The following is a 13882-nucleotide window of genomic DNA, read 5'->3' as shown; positions in this document are numbered from 1 at the left end:
CCCGGGAGATGCGGCGCGACGGCGTGCCGCGCCGTCCGGTCTTGTCAGCCGGGTTGCGATGGTTCACCAATCCGCCACGTCAACCTGCCGGGACCAACCCATGGCCGCAATATCAGCCGCCGCGCCTTACATTGACCGCGATCGCGACTTGAAGAATCGGGCGCTGGTGCGCGGCTGGCTCTATGTCGTGCTTCTGGTGCTGTTTGCGCTGGTGCTGGTCGGCGGCGCCACCAGGCTCACCAATTCCGGCCTGTCGATCACGCAGTGGAAGCCGATCCACGGTGTGATACCGCCGCTCAATGACGCGGAGTGGCAGGAGGAATTCCAGCTTTATCAAAAGATTCCGCAATATGCCGAGCTCAACAAGGGCATGAGCCTGGACGCCTTCAAATCGATCTTCTGGTGGGAATGGGCGCACCGCATCCTGGCGCGCAGTGTCGGCCTGGTCTTCGGCCTGCCGTTGCTGGTCTTGTGGGCGACGCGCCGCATCGAGCGCGGCCTTGGGCCAAAGCTGGTCGGTATTCTGCTGCTTGGTGGCCTGCAAGGCGCCATCGGCTGGTGGATGGTGGCCTCCGGCCTGGTCGACCGCGTCTCCGTCAGCCAGTACCGGCTGGCGACGCATTTGACGCTTGCCGCCCTGATCTTCACCGCCACCATGGTGGTCGCGCGCGGGCTGGCGCCGCATTCGGAGCCTGCCGCCGGCCGGTCGACGCAAAGACTGGCCGGTTTCATCGTGCTGCTGGCGCTGGTCCAGATCTATCTCGGCGGGCTGGTCGCAGGGCTCGACGCCGGCCTGAGCTACAACACCTGGCCGCTGATGGACGGCAAGATCATCCCCGGCGAGCTGCTGCTGCTCGAACCGGCCTGGCGCAATTTCTTCGAGAACCCGAAGACGGTGCAGTTCGTCCACCGGCTCGGCGCCTATACGGTCTTTGCCATCGCGCTCTGGCATATGATAGCGACGCGCCGGCGGCTGCCGGGCACGACACACGCACGCCGCGCAACGCTGCTGTTTCTGCTGGTGCTGGTGCAGGCCTCGATCGGCATCGGCACGCTGCTGATGCAGGTGCCGCTGCACATGGCGCTGACCCATCAGGCCTTCGCGCTGGTCCTGCTGGGATTTGCCGCCGCCCACTGGCGCGGCAACAAGGGCGCCTATCCACTGCCAACGCGGCCGCCCATGAACGCAGGTACATCGTCTACGGTGTCTTGGCCGTCGCAATAATCTATTTCGCGAACGAACTGCCTCGCTACGTCTAAAGCGCGAGGCTGCGCCGGTCAGAAGCTGAGCCGCACCTTTCGGATCACTCCCGCAACCGACAGCTCGCGGTTCTCGTCGACCGCATTCTCGTCCTCATGATGCCATGCGGCCGACAGGCAGCCATAGGCGATGGCATGGTCGAGAATGGCAGCCGGCGTCTGGCCGAGTGTCCTGGCGAAGATCTCAGCCATATGCGCGATGCGCTCGGGATCGAGGCAGAGGTCGTCGCGCCCCAGTGGGTTGTAGAACAGATTGGCGGCGTCGAAGCCGGGATCGCCGAGCACGCCCTTCGGGTCGATCGCCAGCCAGCCGCGCGCACCGTGCAAAATGTTGTCGTGATGCAGGTCGCCATGCAGCGGCTTGACCGCATGCGGGGCATCGAGCAGCCGGTCCGCGATTTCGGCGGCCTCGATATAGAGGCTGTGCTCTCCGGCGTCGCGATCGGCTCCGGCCTTTTTGAACAGGCTGGCAAACCGTGTCCGCAGCGGCTGCAGGTCCGGCGGGGCAGGGTGTCTTGAGGGCGAGAACAGTCTCCCCATCAACTCGGCCGCGATTGCGGTCGCGGCGTTGTCGCCTTCTTTGGCCAGAACGTCGGAAAGCAGGGTGTCGCCGGCATATTCGAGCAGCATGCGGTGGCCGTCCCGGCCAAGCAGCCGCACCGCGCCTTCGCCGCGCCGCCATGCGAGATAGTGCTCGCCGCGCAACTCGTCCTCGACATCGTCGAATGGTTTGAGCGCCTTGACGATGGCCGGCGAGCCGTCCTCACGCCGCACCTTCCAGATGCGGCTCGAAAACGTCTCCGCAATGAGCTCGGGCGCGCTGATCTTCCAGCGCTTTGGAAATGCAGGCGCGTCCATTCAGAGCGTGATGCCGAAAAGTGTTAAGCGGTTTTCGGGCAACATGCTCTCTCCAACTGAATTAAAGGCCGAGCATCAGATCCATGTTCTGAACGGCAGCACCCGAGGCGCCCTTTCCGAGATTGTCATAGACCGCAATCAGCAGCGCCTGCGCCCTGTCGTCATTGGCAAAGACATAGACCTTCATGCGGTTGGTGCCGTTATAGACCTCGGGATTGATCTCGGGCAGGCGCTCCACGTGCTCGTAAGGAGCTACCTCGACCACGCCGCCCTTGATGGCGGCAAAATGGTCGGCGATTGCCGCGTGCAGTTCGGCGCCGACCGGCACATGGTCGAGCCCGCCGAGCTGCAGCGGCACCACTGTGATCATGCCTTGGGCGAAATTGCCGACCGCCGGCTGCATGATCGGATCGTGCGACAGCTTCGCATAGGTGCGCAGCTCCGGCACATGCTTGTGCTGCAGGGTCAGCCCATAGACCTGGAATTCAGAGGCATCCTCGCCCTTGGCGACATAGTCCTCGATCATCGGCCGGCCGCCGCCCGAATAGCCCGAAATGCCATTGACGGTGATCGGGAAATCCGCCGGCAGCAGGCCGGCGGCGACCAGCGGCCGCAGTGTCGCGATCGGTCCTTGCGGCCAGCAGCCGGGATTGGCGACGCGTTTTGCATTGGCGATGATCTTGGCCTGGCCCTTTTCCATCTCGGCAAAGCCATATTCCCAGCCCTCGGCTACGCGATGCGCCGTGGAGGCGTCGATCACCTTGGTGGTGTCGTTGGCAATCAGCGATACGCTTTCCTTGGCAGCCGCATCCGGCAGGCACAGGATGGCGACATCGGCTGCATTGAGGAACTCGGCGCGCGCCGCCGTTTCCTTGCGGCGCTCGGCCGGGATCGAGATGATCTCGAGGTCGCCGCGCTCGGCCAGCAGCGCCCGGATCTGCAGGCCGGTGGTGCCGTGTTCGCCATCGATGAAGATTTTCGGTTTCATGTGCCCGTCAATTCCCTGCTAATTCAGGCCTATATGCCCTGGCCATGGTTTGCCGCGCCATGGTTGCCGCTGTTCAGCTCTTCCGCCCGCGCTTTTCGCTCGGCCACCAGGCCGAGATAGTGCATGGCCACCATCGAGCCGGCGATCGCCGTTATATCGGCGTGATCATAGGCCGGCGCAACCTCGACGACGTCGGCGCCGACAATATCGACTTGGCCGAGCTGGCGCAGCGTCGACAGGATTTTCGCCGAGGACGGTCCGCCGGCAACCGGCGTGCCGGTGCCGGGCGCAAAGGCCGGGTCGAGGCAGTCGATGTCGAAGGTGAGATAGGTCTTCCTGCCGCCGGTGCGGTCGACGATCGCATAGGCGATGTCGGAAGCCCGCATCTCCTCGATCTCGTGACCGTAAAGGATCTTGATGCCGAACGTATCGGGGGCATGCGTGCGGATGCCGATCTGGATCGAACGATCAGGATCGATGATGCCCTCATTGACGGCGCGCCCGACGAACGAACCGTGGTCGATGCGCTTGCCATCGTCAGGCCAGGTGTCCTGATGCGCGTCGAACTGCACCAGCGCCAGCGGCCCATGGATGGCGGCATGCGCCTTGAGCAGCGGCCAGGTGACGAAATGGTCGCCGCCGAGCGACAACAGGAAGGCACCCGATTTCAGGATCTTCGCCGCCTCGCGCTCGATCGTGCCTGGTGTCTTCTGGTGATTGCCCGAATCGAGCAGGCAATCGCCATAGTCGATGACGGCGAGATGCTCGAACAGGTCGCGCGAGAACGGATATTGCGGGTCGTTGTCGAGGATCGCCGAGGCGCGGCGGATCGCCTGCGGCCCGAAGCGCGCGCCCGGCCGGTTGGTGACGGCGGCATCGAACGGAATGCCCCACACGACGGCGTCCGCGCCCTTTGCATCCTTGGTGTATTTGCGCCGCATGAACGAGAGCGCGCCGGCATAGGTCGGCTCGAAGGAAGGCCCCGTCTTGGAGCGGGCGGTGAACGCGTTGTCGATGGTCTGGTTCGCCATTACGGGTCCTTCTTTGTTCATCGGGCTGCCACAACTACAGAACCGGCACGCAAGATGCCAGTCACAGCTTGGCGAAGGACTTGTATCGCCAAGGTGCAAGGCCCGGCGGCTTCCTCTCCGGCGGCTGCGGCGATGAACTGGCGGTGCAGGCCGGCATGCCGGCCGAGACCACGGTTTCTGGGCCGAACGCGGCGCCACCATCATCCAGACCGACGAACCGAAGGCTGCCATTGGCTGGCTGGGGGCCAACGGGTTTAGGGTGCCTTATGTGGATGAGGCGAAGCCGGCCGAGCCGCGAATACGGCGAGTATCAATTAGTAATCGTACGTCGGCGCCATCACCCCACCCGGCGCTGCGCGCCGACCTCCCCATCGAGGGGAGGTAGGGCGTTGGCGCTTTAGATTCCGACAGTCGTAGCGATTGCGAGGCATGCAAGGCTGCCGCGACCTCCTACCTCCCCTCGATGGGGAGGTCGCGCCGAAGGCGCGGGTGGGGTGACAGCGCCGCCCGCAAAATCTTCACGCCGCTTTCGCCACCCCATCCAATTCCCTTAGCACATCGGCCGACAGCTCCAGTTCCGCCGCCGCCAGGTTCTCTCTCAAATGCCCGATCGACGACGTCCCCGGGATCAGCAGGATGTTCGGCGAGCGGCGCAGCAGCCAGGCGAGCGCAACCTGCAAGGGTGTGGCGCCGAGCCGCGCGGCCACATCCGACAAGGTCGACGACTGCAGCGGGCTGAAACCGCCGAGCGGGAAGAACGGCGTGTAGGCGATACCGGCGCGCGCCAGTTCATCGATCAACCCGTCGTCGTCGCGATGCGCCAGATTGTACTGGTTCTGCACGCAGACGATCTCGGCGATCCCACGGCCTTCCTCGACCTGCGCTGGGGTGACGTTGCTCAGGCCGATATGGCGCACCAGACCCTTGCGCTGCAGTTCGGCAAGCGCGGTCAACTGCGGCTCGATCGAGCCCTCGGCGGGACCCATCACCCCGAACATGATGCGCAGATTGACGACATCCAGCACCTCAAGACCGAGATTCCTGAGATTATCGTGCACGGCCTGCTCAAGTTCCTTGGCGGAATAGGCAGGCAGCCATGAGCCGTCGCTGCCGCGCCGCGCCCCGATCTTTGTGACGATGACGAGGTCTTGCGGATAGGGCGCCAGCGCTTCGCGGATCAGCTGGTTGGTGACATGCGGGCCATAATAGTCGCTGGTGTCGATGTGGTTGACCCCGGAGGCCACCGCTTCGCGCAGCACTGCAATGGCCGCGTCATGATTCTTCGGCGGACCGAAAACGTGCGGGCCGGCAAGTTGCATGGCGCCGTAGCCGAGCCGTTTCACGGTGTGGCTGCCGAGGGTGAATGTGCCGGATTTTTGGATGGTGGACATGGTCGGTCTCCTTTGAGGAGGCGAAGATAGACGCTGCTCAACCTCGGGATAATAAGGTACAATCCGTACAGCTTGTGCGGAATGGCGAACAATGATGGACCTTGGCGATCTGAACGCTTTCGTGACGGTGGCGCGTGCCGGCGGCTTTCGCGAAGGGGCTCGCGCCGGCGGCGGCAGCGCGTCGGGCCTGAGCGAAGCGGTGCGCCGCCTGGAGACGCAGCTCGGCGTCAGGCTGTTCAACCGCACGACACGCAGCGTCGTTCCGACCGACGCAGGTCTCAGCCTGCTCGGACGGCTTGGCCCGGCGCTGTCGGAGGTGGAGGCGGCCCTCGACGTGGTCAATGGCTTTCGCGACAGGCCGGCTGGTTCGCTGCGCCTCAACGTCCCGGTCAGCGCCGCGCGGCTGATATTGCCCGACATCGTTCCGGGCTTCCTCGCCGCCTATCCCGGCATTCGGCTGGAGGTCATCGCCGATGAGAACTTCGTCGACGTGCTGGCGGCGGGCTGCGACGCCGGCATCCGCTATGACGAGCGACTGGAGCAGGACATGATCGCGGTGCCGATCGGACCGCGCGTCCAGCGCTTCGCCACTGGCGCCAGCCCCGCCTATCTCGAGCGCCATGGGCGGCCGCAGCACCCGAGCGACCTGCTTGGCCATGCTTGTCTGCGCGGTCGTTTTGCCAGCGGTGCGATGCTGCCGTGGGAATTCGAGCGCGACGGCGAGGTGGTGCGTGTCGACACGACGGGGCCGTTGATCGTGCGGATCGGCGGGGCGAGCGATCTTGCCGTCCATGCGGCCATTGCCGGCAGCGGCATCGTCGCTCTCTTCGAGGGCTGGCTTCGCCCTCACTTCGAAAGCGGCGCCCTGGAGCCCGTGCTCGAACCGTGGTGGCAGAGTTTTCCCGGACCATTTCTGTACTATCCCGGACGGCGTCTGGTTCCAGCGCCGCTACGGGCGTTTATCGATTACATCAAGGCCGGCAAGTTCTGAGACTTGAACCGAGGCCGGCGCCATCACCCCACCCGGCGCTTCGCGCCGACCTCCCCATCGAGGGGAGGTAGGGTGCCGCGTTTTTATGGTCGAACTGGTTTGCTAGCCGCTGGACCATCGTGGATTGTCCGGGCGGCAAAACTGCCGCGACCTCCTACCTCCCCTCGATGGGGAGGTCGGCGCGAAGCGCCGGGTGGGGTGACTGCCGAGACCCAAAAGAAAAGGCCGCCCGGAGGCGGCCTTTCGATGTCTGGAACGTCGCAGCGCTTAGCGCTTCGAGAACTGGAAGGAACGACGGGCCTTCGCCTTGCCGTACTTCTTGCGCTCGACGACGCGGCTGTCGCGGGTCAGGAAGCCGCCCTTCTTGAGCACGGCGCGCAGTGCCGGCTCATAGTAGGTCAGCGCCTTGGAGATGCCGTGACGAACGGCACCGGCCTGGCCGGACAGGCCGCCGCCGATGACGGTGGCGACGATGTCGTACTGGCCGGCGCGGTTGGAAGCGATGATCGGCTGGTTGAGGATCATCTGCAGGACCGGACGCGCGAAATAGGTCGCGAATTCCTTGTCGTTGACGACGATCTTGCCCGAACCCGGCTTCACCCAGACGCGGGCGATGGCGTTCTTGCGCTTGCCGGTGGCATAGGCGCGGCCCGACTTGTCGAGCTTCTGGACATGGACGGGTGCTGCCGGCTGGGTGTTGGTGTTGCCGGTGGCGGCGCCCAATTCTGCGAGCGAGGAAAGCTCAGCCATCTTATGCAACCTTCTTGTTCTTGGCGTTCAGCGCGCCGACGTCGAGGGTGACGGGCTGCTGGGCGACATGCGGATGTTCCGTGCCTGCATAGACGCGGAGGTTCTTCATCTGACGACGGCCGAGCGGCCCGCGCGGGATCATGCGTTCGACGGCCTTCTCGACGACACGCTCGGGGAAACGGCCCTCGAGCAGCTGGCGCGCGGTGCGCTCCTTGATGCCGCCGGGGTGACCGGTGTGCCAGTAATAGACCTTGTCGGTGAACTTCTTGCCGGTGAACACCACCTTGTCGGCATTGATGACGATGACGTTATCGCCGTCGTCGACATGCGGGGTGAAGGTGGGCTTGTGCTTGCCGCGAAGATGATTGGCGATGACAGTGGCGAGACGGCCGACGACGAGACCCTCGGCGTCGATCAGCACCCACTTCTTCACCACATCCGCAGGCTTCTGCGAAAAGGTTGCCATGGATTTTCTGCTTTCGATTTTGACCTTCCGAAGAAGGCGTTTCTTGTTGCTTGGATTGGCGACAAGGCACTTGCCCGCCGCCAATAACAAAACGGCGGCCTTTGCGGGCCGCTGCTTCGTGACGGCTTATAGGCGAGGGGGTGGTGCACGTCAAGGCGCGGGAAAAGCACGTCTGCTCGTAAAGTGTAATAAAAACAAAGGTTTGATCAAAAGGTATTATTTTACCACATCGGCGGCGCGCTTCGGCGGGATCGAATAGGTGCCGGTCGCATGCGCTACCGTGTGTCCCTTCGGTCCGGCGACGATGTCGATATCGAACACCATCAGGCTCTTGCCCAGCTTCAGGATGCGGCAATGGCCGTCGATCGGCCCGGCTTCGGCCTTGCGGACAAAATTGATGTTGAGGTTGACGGTAACCGAAAGCGCATCCGGCCCGGCATGGCTGAGCACGCAGACATAGCCGCCAATGTCGGCCAGCGTGAACAGCGAGGGCCCGGACACCGTGCCGCCGGGACGCAAATGCCGTTCGCTGGCGTTGAGCCGCACCGTGCAGCCGCCGGGAAACACATCGAGCGCCTCATACGACGTGAACTCGTCGTTGAGCTGGGGGTAGACGCTGGCCATCAGCGCATTGACTTCAGCCGCCGTCAGCACCGGCTTGAGATTGTCCTGGGCGGGCATGTCGGTCTCTCGTTCTATGCCGGGCCTGTATGAACGCAATGATGCGCTTCTGGCAACACCTCTGGCGCAAGCGATGGGTGTTGATGAAACTCGATCCGATATTAGATAGTCTGGCGGCGCCCGGCGGAATCGCGGAGACCCTTGTCATGGCCGAAATCCTTTCGATCAAACCTGTTGCCATAGACGGGCCGGTCATCGCCGGGCTGGACAAGGGCGTGCTGCGCCTGACGCTCGCCAATCCGCCCGCCAATGCCTTGTCGCTTTCCGTCATGGCGGCATTGAGCGCCGAGCTCGACCGTGCCAAGGCCAACAAATCGGTCCGCGTCATCGTCTTGGCGGCCGCCGGGAAAGTCTTCTGCGCCGGTCACGATCTCAAGGAAATGACCGCGCGCCGCGCCGACGCCGACAAGGGCAAGGGGTTTTTCGAGCAGACATTTTCGGCTTGCGCGGCGTTGATGCAGCAGATCGTGCGCCATCCGCTCCCGATCATCGCCGAAGTCGATGGCCTAGCCACCGCTGCGGGGCTGCAACTGGTTTGCAGTTGCGACCTCGCCATTGCCTCGCATGAAGCGACCTTCTGCACGCCGGGCGTCAATATCGGCCTGTTTTGTTCGACGCCGATGGTGGCGCTGTCACGCAACGTGTCTCACAAGCACGCCATGGAAATGCTGCTCACCGGCGAGACCATCGATGCCGCAACCGCCAAGGAATTCGGCCTGGTCAACCGCGTCGTGCCGCGCGAATACCTGAATCAGATCGTCACCAAATACGCGCAAACCATTGCCTCCAAATCATCTCTGGTGGTCAAGACCGGCAAGGAAGCCTTTTACGCGCAGGCCGAGATGGGATTGGCGGACGCGTATGCCTATACCGGCCGCGTCATGGTCGAGAACATGCTGGCCCGCGACGCCGAGGAAGGCATCGGCGCCTTCATCGGCAAGCGCAAACCGGAATGGACGGACGAATAGGTTTTCGATCCATGGAACCGCGCATCTCCATCATCACCATCGCCACCGACGATCTCGAGCGCGCCGTGCGCTTTTACGAAGGCATGGGCTTGAAGCGCCACGCCGGCATCACCGATGGCGTCGCCTTCTTCCAGATGGGCGGCGCCATTCTCGGCCTGTTCCCGAGGCCAAGCGCCGAGGAGGATTCAGGCATTGCCTTCGCCGCAGCACCGTCGGCGGTCTACCTCGCCTACAACACCCGCTCCGATGCCGAAGTCGACGACGTGCTGGCGGCCGCCGAGAAGGCCGGCGGCAGGATCGTCAAGCCGGCAGGCCGCGCCTTCTGGGGCGGCTGGTATGGATATTTCGCCGATGCCGACGGCCATGTCTGGGAAGTCGCACACAATCCGGCCTTCCCGATCGCGGATGACGGCACCATCTCGCTGCCGGACTGAGCGTCCGCATGGGCTATCGCAAGCAACTGACCCGGCTTAAGGCGCCTTATCTCAAACGCATCCTGATTGACCCCGAGCGCGTGGAAGATTGGGACAAGTATCCCTGGAACCTGCCTCTGTTCCGCGGCCGCGAATTCGAGCTCGAATTCACCACGCCGATCACCATCATTGTCGGCGAAAACGGCACCGGCAAATCGACGCTGCTGGAAGCGATCGGCGCGCTGGCCGGTTACGACGAAGCCGGCGGCGGCAAGGGCTACATGCCCGTCGACCACTCCGGCGCCATCGACGAGAGTGGTGCAGCGCTTGCCGACACGTTGCGCGGCCACTGGCTGCCGAAGGTCACAGCGGGTTGGTTCTTCCGCGCCGAATCTTTTTACTCGGTTGCCCGCTATCTCGATCAGGCGGCGCTGGAATCTGGCGGGGCGCCGCCGGATTTCCTGTCCTGGTCGCATGGTGAAGGGTTCATCCGCTTCTTCGAGGAGCGCTGCCGCCGGCAAGGTATCTACATCCTCGACGAGCCCGAAAGCGCGCTGTCGCCATCGCGGCAGATCGAGCTGCTGAAGATGCTGCGGCGCATGGACCGGTCCGGCACGGCTCAAGTGATCATGGCGACGCACTCGCCGCTGCTGATGGCCTGTCCGGGCGCGCGGCTGTTCCGCATCAGCCGCTTCGGCCTCGACCCCACAGATTTCACCGATACCGATCATTTTCGCATGATGCGCGACTTCTGCACGGACCCGCAGTCCTTTATGGAGGAAGCACTGAGGGAGACCGACGAGTGAATCACGATAGCTACGACAATGCCTATATCGGCGGCATCCTCAATTCTGTGAAGACCATCGCCATGGTCGGCGCGTCGGCCAACGATGTCAGGCCGAGCTTTTTCGTGCTGAAATACCTGCTGGCCAAGGGCTTTTCGGTGTTTCCGATCAATCCGGGGCAGGCCGGCAAGGAAATCCTCGGCCGCATGACCTATGCCAGCCTTGCCGATCTGCCTGAACCGGTCGACATGGTCGACATCTTTCGCGCCTCCGCAGCGGTGCCCGGCATTGTCGATGAGGTGCTGAAGCTCGACCCCTTGCCGAAAGTCGTCTGGATGCAGCTTGGCGTGCGCGATGACGAGGCGGCCGCGCGTGCCGAGGCGGCCGGTATCAAGGTGGTGATGAACCGCTGCCCGAAGATCGAATATGGCAAGCTGTCGGGCGAGATCGGCTGGACCGGCGTCAACTCCGGTGTGCTTTCGTCGAAGAAGCCGCTGATGCGGTCGGGATTCCAGAGTTTCGGTGTGCGCCAGAAGTAAGGCAGTGAATGGTGAATGGTGAATAGAAGGATTTTCCTGGAAGCCGGGTAAAGCCGCATATGAGCGGCTTGCAATCAAGGTGGGACTGGCCGACTTTGCGACCACCATTCATCGCTCACCATTGACCATTTCATCATTCACACGTTTACCGCTCAGGGAGGTTTTCGATGACCCGCACGCCCGGTTTCAACACGCTCGCCGTCCATGCCGGCGCCAAGCCCGACCCGGCGACGGGCGCACGCGCCACGCCGATCTACCAGACGACCTCCTTTGTGTTCGACGATGCCGACCATGCCGCCTCGCTGTTCGGGCTGAAGGCCTTCGGCAACATCTACACCCGCATCATGAACCCGACCCAGGCGGTGCTGGAAGAGCGGATCGCGGCGCTCGAAGGCGGCACGGCTGCACTTGCCGTTGCTTCCGGCCATGCCGCACAGGTGATCGTGTTCCACAATCTCATGCGGCCTGGCGATAATTTCGTCGCCGCCACAAGGCTTTACGGTGGTTCGATCAATCAGTTCGGCCATGCCTTCAAGAATTTCGGCTGGGAGGTGCGTTGGGCCGACACCAACGACGTCTCCACCTTCGAAAGCCAGATAGACGACAAGACCAAGGCGATCTTCATCGAGAGCCTGGCCAATCCCGGCGGCACCTTCGTCGACATAGAGAAAATCGGCGACATCGCCCGCAAGCACGGCTTGCCGCTCATCGTCGACAACACGCTGGCCTCGCCCTATCTGGTGCGGCCGATCGAGCATGGCGCCGACATCGTCGTCCATTCGCTGACCAAGTTCATCGGCGGCCACGGCAATTCGATCGGCGGCGCCATCGTCGATGGCGGCACGTTCGACTGGTCGAAATCCGGCAAATATCCGATGCTGTCGGAGCCGCGCCCCGAATATGGCGGCCTTGTCCTGCACGAAACCTTCGGCAATTTCGCTTTCGCCATCGCCGCGCGCGTGCTTGGCCTGCGTGACATCGGCCCGGCGATTTCGCCGTTCAATGCCTTCCTGATCCTGACCGGGCTGGAGACCTTGCCACTCAGGATGCAGCGCCATTGCGACAATGCGATCACCGTAGCCGGCTGGCTGTCCAACCACCCCAAGGTCGCCTGGGTCAACTATCCCGGCCTGCCCAGCGACAAGAACAACGCGCTGCAGAAGAAATACTCGCCGCAAGGCGCCGGTGCTGTCTTCACCTTCGGCCTGAAGGGCGGCTACGACGCAGGCATCAAGTTCGTCGAGGCGCTCGAACTGTTCTCGCACCTCGCCAATGTCGGCGATACCAAGTCGCTGGTCATCCATCCGGCCTCGACCACGCATCGCCAGCTTTCCGACGAGCAGAAGGTCAAGGCGGGTGCCGGACCGGACACGGTCCGGCTTTCCGTCGGCATCGAGGATGTCGACGACATCGTCGCCGATCTGGAACAGGCTTTGACCAAGGTTTGAATTTTTTTAGTGAGTAGTGAGTAGTGAGTAGTGAGTAGTAGTCGGTATTCACTAGTTAGCAGTGATTAGTGATCAGCCACCCGCTCGAGGGAGCGCTTTCCNGTGAGTAGTAGTCGGTATTCACTAGTTAGCAGTGATTAGTGATCAGCCACCCGCTCGAGGGAGCGCTTTCCGCTCACTACTCACTACTCACTACTCACTAGTCACTACTCTGCACTACTCACTAGTCACTAATCTGTTGGAGGCAAACCCTGTCCGCGCATTACTTGGCAATATCGACCGACAGCGTCGACGCCGAACATGGCGCCCCGGCGCCGGATCGTCTGATTGCGGGCGATCCGAAGTTCCGCACCTGGAATGTCGAGGAGCGCGATGGCCGCCTCTATGCCGGCATCTGGGAAGCGACGCCGGGCAAATGGCGCATCGAATATGACGAATGGGAGTTCTGCCACATCCTGTCCGGCGTCTCGGTGGTTGCCGAGGATGGCGGCGAGGCGCGCACGGTCCGGGCCGGCGACAGCTTCGTGCTCAGGCCAGGCTTCAGGGGCAGCTGGGAAGTGCTTGAAACGACCCGCAAGGAGTATGTGGTCAAGCTCTGATCTCGCGGCGCGCTTGGACTTCACAAAAGCCGATCGATGTCAGTGTCGGAAAAGCCGTATCCGCTCATCATCTCCCTGTGCCAGGGACTGCCAAGCAAATCACTGAGGCATAAGTCGACGCGCTGGAGCAGGGTGGCACTGCCTTTGGCGAGAGCGAAAGCGCCGGGCGCTGGCTGTTTTTCGACTGCCGGGACGTCGACGACGTCGAGAGGCGCGTCGGGTCGCCGGCTCAGATAGCCGCGATGCGCGAGCGCTACACTCGCATAGGCATGCACCACGCCGGCCGCGACGGCGTTAGCTGCTTCGGCCTGGGTGGCAAATATCCTTAGCCGTTCGGGCTGAATAGCGTTTTGCAGGGCCGTCCGGTGCTGGATCTGGCCCGATATGACGCCGATCAGCGCCGTCCGATCATTGGCGACGGACCGATAGCCATCAAAGGCGCGGGGATTGTCTTTCGCGACCAGCAATCCATCCGCCAGCATCCAGATCGGCCTTGTGAAGTCGACCAGCTTCCGGCGGTCTTCGGAAATGAACAGGCCGGTGGTCATGTCCCACCCCTTCGGCAAGCCCAGGCAGCAGCTCGGCAAACTCGGTCTCGATGGGCAAAAGTTCCAGCCCGAGCGTCAGGCAGACCCTCTTGGCCAGTTGGGCATCGCTGCCGCCCAGACGTCCCGATCCGTCGATAAAGCAGAAGGGGTGGTTCCTGTAGAAAGG

17 protein-coding genes and 1 pseudogene are annotated in these 13882 nt (G+C 63.1%); 9 read left to right on the top strand and 9 right to left on the bottom strand.

What is annotated here, in order from left to right; translation table 11 throughout:
* Positions 1–100: 100 nt before the first annotated feature.
* Complete coding sequence (locus X730_RS154640) at positions 101–1225, top strand: COX15/CtaA family protein (protein WP_023708657.1); 1125 nt, start codon at positions 101–103, stop codon at positions 1223–1225.
* Between the two features lie 53 nt (positions 1226–1278).
* On the opposite strand, the gene X730_RS154645 is transcribed toward X730_RS154640, so the two are convergent.
* From X730_RS154645 to speB, 3 genes are all read right to left on the bottom strand, one after another.
* Positions 1279–2118, bottom strand: coding sequence for an aminoglycoside phosphotransferase family protein (locus X730_RS154645; RefSeq protein ID WP_023669403.1), 840 nt, complete (start codon positions 2116–2118; stop codon positions 1279–1281).
* A 61-nt stretch (positions 2119–2179) separates the two neighbouring features.
* Positions 2180–3106, bottom strand: a complete 927-nt coding sequence (argC, locus tag X730_RS154650) for an N-acetyl-gamma-glutamyl-phosphate reductase (RefSeq protein WP_023700521.1) — start codon at positions 3104–3106, stop codon at positions 2180–2182.
* A 29-nt stretch (positions 3107–3135) separates the two neighbouring features.
* Complete coding sequence (speB, locus tag X730_RS154655; RefSeq protein ID WP_023669405.1) at positions 3136–4137, bottom strand: agmatinase; 1002 nt, start codon at positions 4135–4137, stop codon at positions 3136–3138.
* A gap of 98 nt (positions 4138–4235) precedes the next feature.
* Between speB and X730_RS1000000168575 the strand changes: the two are divergent.
* Positions 4236–4455, top strand: a pseudogene (locus tag X730_RS1000000168575) (glycerophosphodiester phosphodiesterase); the annotation flags it as partial.
* A 200-nt stretch (positions 4456–4655) separates the two neighbouring features.
* Here the strand turns inward: X730_RS1000000168575 and X730_RS154660 are convergent.
* Positions 4656–5528, bottom strand: a complete 873-nt coding sequence (locus tag X730_RS154660; protein WP_023689475.1) for an aldo/keto reductase family oxidoreductase — start codon at positions 5526–5528, stop codon at positions 4656–4658.
* Between the two features lie 91 nt (positions 5529–5619).
* On the opposite strand from X730_RS154660, the gene X730_RS154665 reads away from it, so the two are divergent.
* Positions 5620–6519: a LysR family transcriptional regulator gene (locus X730_RS154665; RefSeq protein WP_023693291.1), complete on the top strand. Its 900-nt coding sequence runs from the start codon at positions 5620–5622 to the stop codon at positions 6517–6519.
* A 267-nt stretch (positions 6520–6786) separates the two neighbouring features.
* Here X730_RS154665 and rpsI read toward each other — a convergent pair whose 3' ends face one another.
* From rpsI to X730_RS154680, 3 genes are all read right to left on the bottom strand, one after another.
* A complete protein-coding gene (gene rpsI, locus X730_RS154670; protein WP_023669408.1) occupies positions 6787–7269 on the bottom strand; it encodes a 30S ribosomal protein S9 in 483 nt (160 codons plus the stop codon).
* Between the two features lies 1 nt (position 7270).
* Positions 7271–7735, bottom strand: coding sequence for a 50S ribosomal protein L13 (rplM, locus tag X730_RS154675; RefSeq protein WP_023669409.1), 465 nt, complete (start codon positions 7733–7735; stop codon positions 7271–7273).
* Positions 7736–7951: 216 nt separating this feature from the next.
* Positions 7952–8416, bottom strand: a complete 465-nt coding sequence (locus X730_RS154680) for a PaaI family thioesterase (protein WP_023693292.1) — start codon at positions 8414–8416, stop codon at positions 7952–7954.
* 146 nt (positions 8417–8562) lie between these two features.
* Here X730_RS154680 and X730_RS154685 point away from each other — a divergent pair, with 146 nt between their 5' ends.
* The 6 genes from X730_RS154685 to X730_RS154710 all read left to right on the top strand — a co-directional run bounded on the left by X730_RS154685 (position 8563) and on the right by X730_RS154710 (position 13168).
* Positions 8563–9384, top strand: a complete 822-nt coding sequence (locus X730_RS154685) for an enoyl-CoA hydratase (protein WP_023689473.1) — start codon at positions 8563–8565, stop codon at positions 9382–9384.
* A gap of 11 nt (positions 9385–9395) precedes the next feature.
* Positions 9396–9818, top strand: coding sequence for a VOC family protein (locus X730_RS154690; protein ID WP_023689472.1), 423 nt, complete (start codon positions 9396–9398; stop codon positions 9816–9818).
* Between the two features lie 8 nt (positions 9819–9826).
* The gene (locus tag X730_RS154695) at positions 9827–10603 is read left to right on the top strand and encodes an AAA family ATPase (RefSeq protein ID WP_023693294.1); all 777 of its coding nucleotides are present in this window, start codon (positions 9827–9829) and stop codon (positions 10601–10603) included.
* The gene (locus X730_RS154700) at positions 10600–11121 is read left to right on the top strand and encodes a CoA-binding protein (RefSeq protein WP_023669414.1); all 522 of its coding nucleotides are present in this window, start codon (positions 10600–10602) and stop codon (positions 11119–11121) included. Before X730_RS154695 ends, X730_RS154700 begins: the two co-directional genes overlap by 4 nt.
* 167 nt (positions 11122–11288) lie before the next feature.
* Positions 11289–12569 carry an O-acetylhomoserine aminocarboxypropyltransferase gene (locus X730_RS154705; protein ID WP_023826057.1) on the top strand — a complete coding sequence of 427 codons (1281 nt, stop codon included), beginning with the start codon at positions 11289–11291 and terminating at the stop codon, positions 12567–12569.
* Positions 12570–12820: 251 nt separating this feature from the next.
* Positions 12821–13168, top strand: a complete 348-nt coding sequence (locus X730_RS154710; RefSeq protein ID WP_023693296.1) for a cupin domain-containing protein — start codon at positions 12821–12823, stop codon at positions 13166–13168.
* A 20-nt stretch (positions 13169–13188) separates the two neighbouring features.
* Here the strand turns inward: X730_RS154710 and X730_RS01000000164315 are convergent, their stop codons facing one another.
* Both X730_RS01000000164315 and X730_RS1000000169225 read right to left on the bottom strand, forming a co-directional pair.
* Positions 13189–13716: a transporter substrate-binding domain-containing protein gene (locus X730_RS01000000164315; protein WP_280790547.1), complete on the bottom strand. Its 528-nt coding sequence runs from the start codon at positions 13714–13716 to the stop codon at positions 13189–13191.
* On the bottom strand, positions 13601–13852 hold the full coding sequence (locus X730_RS1000000169225) for a hypothetical protein (protein ID WP_306413633.1): 252 nt from the start codon (positions 13850–13852) through the stop codon (positions 13601–13603). Before X730_RS1000000169225 ends, X730_RS01000000164315 begins: the two co-directional genes overlap by 116 nt.
* Positions 13853–13882: the final 30 nt, after the last annotated feature.

It is taken from the genome of Mesorhizobium sp. L103C131B0, assembly GCF_000502275.1.
In the GTDB taxonomy this organism is placed as follows: Bacteria; Pseudomonadota; Alphaproteobacteria; order Rhizobiales; family Rhizobiaceae; genus Mesorhizobium.
This window is presented reverse-complemented; position numbering and strand designations above follow the sequence as displayed.

Coding starts and splice junctions, on each gene's coding strand:
- X730_RS154685 (WP_023689473.1), top strand. CDS start 8,563: ATGGCCGAAATCCTTTCGATCAAACCTGTTGCCATAGACGGGCCGGTC.
- X730_RS01000000164315 (WP_280790547.1), bottom strand. CDS start 13,716: ATGACCACCGGCCTGTTCATTTCCGAAGACCGCCGGAAGCTGGTCGAC.
- argC (WP_023700521.1), bottom strand. CDS start 3,106: ATGAAACCGAAAATCTTCATCGATGGCGAACACGGCACCACCGGCCTG.
- X730_RS154695 (WP_023693294.1), top strand. CDS start 9,827: ATGGGCTATCGCAAGCAACTGACCCGGCTTAAGGCGCCTTATCTCAAA.
- X730_RS154690 (WP_023689472.1), top strand. CDS start 9,396: ATGGAACCGCGCATCTCCATCATCACCATCGCCACCGACGATCTCGAG.
- X730_RS154680 (WP_023693292.1), bottom strand. CDS start 8,416: ATGCCCGCCCAGGACAATCTCAAGCCGGTGCTGACGGCGGCTGAAGTC.
- speB (WP_023669405.1), bottom strand. CDS start 4,137: ATGGCGAACCAGACCATCGACAACGCGTTCACCGCCCGCTCCAAGACG.
- X730_RS154660 (WP_023689475.1), bottom strand. CDS start 5,528: ATGTCCACCATCCAAAAATCCGGCACATTCACCCTCGGCAGCCACACC.
- rpsI (WP_023669408.1), bottom strand. CDS start 7,269: ATGGCTGAGCTTTCCTCGCTCGCAGAATTGGGCGCCGCCACCGGCAAC.
- X730_RS154640 (WP_023708657.1), top strand. CDS start 101: ATGGCCGCAATATCAGCCGCCGCGCCTTACATTGACCGCGATCGCGAC.
- X730_RS154645 (WP_023669403.1), bottom strand. CDS start 2,118: ATGGACGCGCCTGCATTTCCAAAGCGCTGGAAGATCAGCGCGCCCGAG.
- X730_RS154665 (WP_023693291.1), top strand. CDS start 5,620: ATGATGGACCTTGGCGATCTGAACGCTTTCGTGACGGTGGCGCGTGCC.
- X730_RS154705 (WP_023826057.1), top strand. CDS start 11,289: ATGACCCGCACGCCCGGTTTCAACACGCTCGCCGTCCATGCCGGCGCC.
- rplM (WP_023669409.1), bottom strand. CDS start 7,735: ATGGCAACCTTTTCGCAGAAGCCTGCGGATGTGGTGAAGAAGTGGGTG.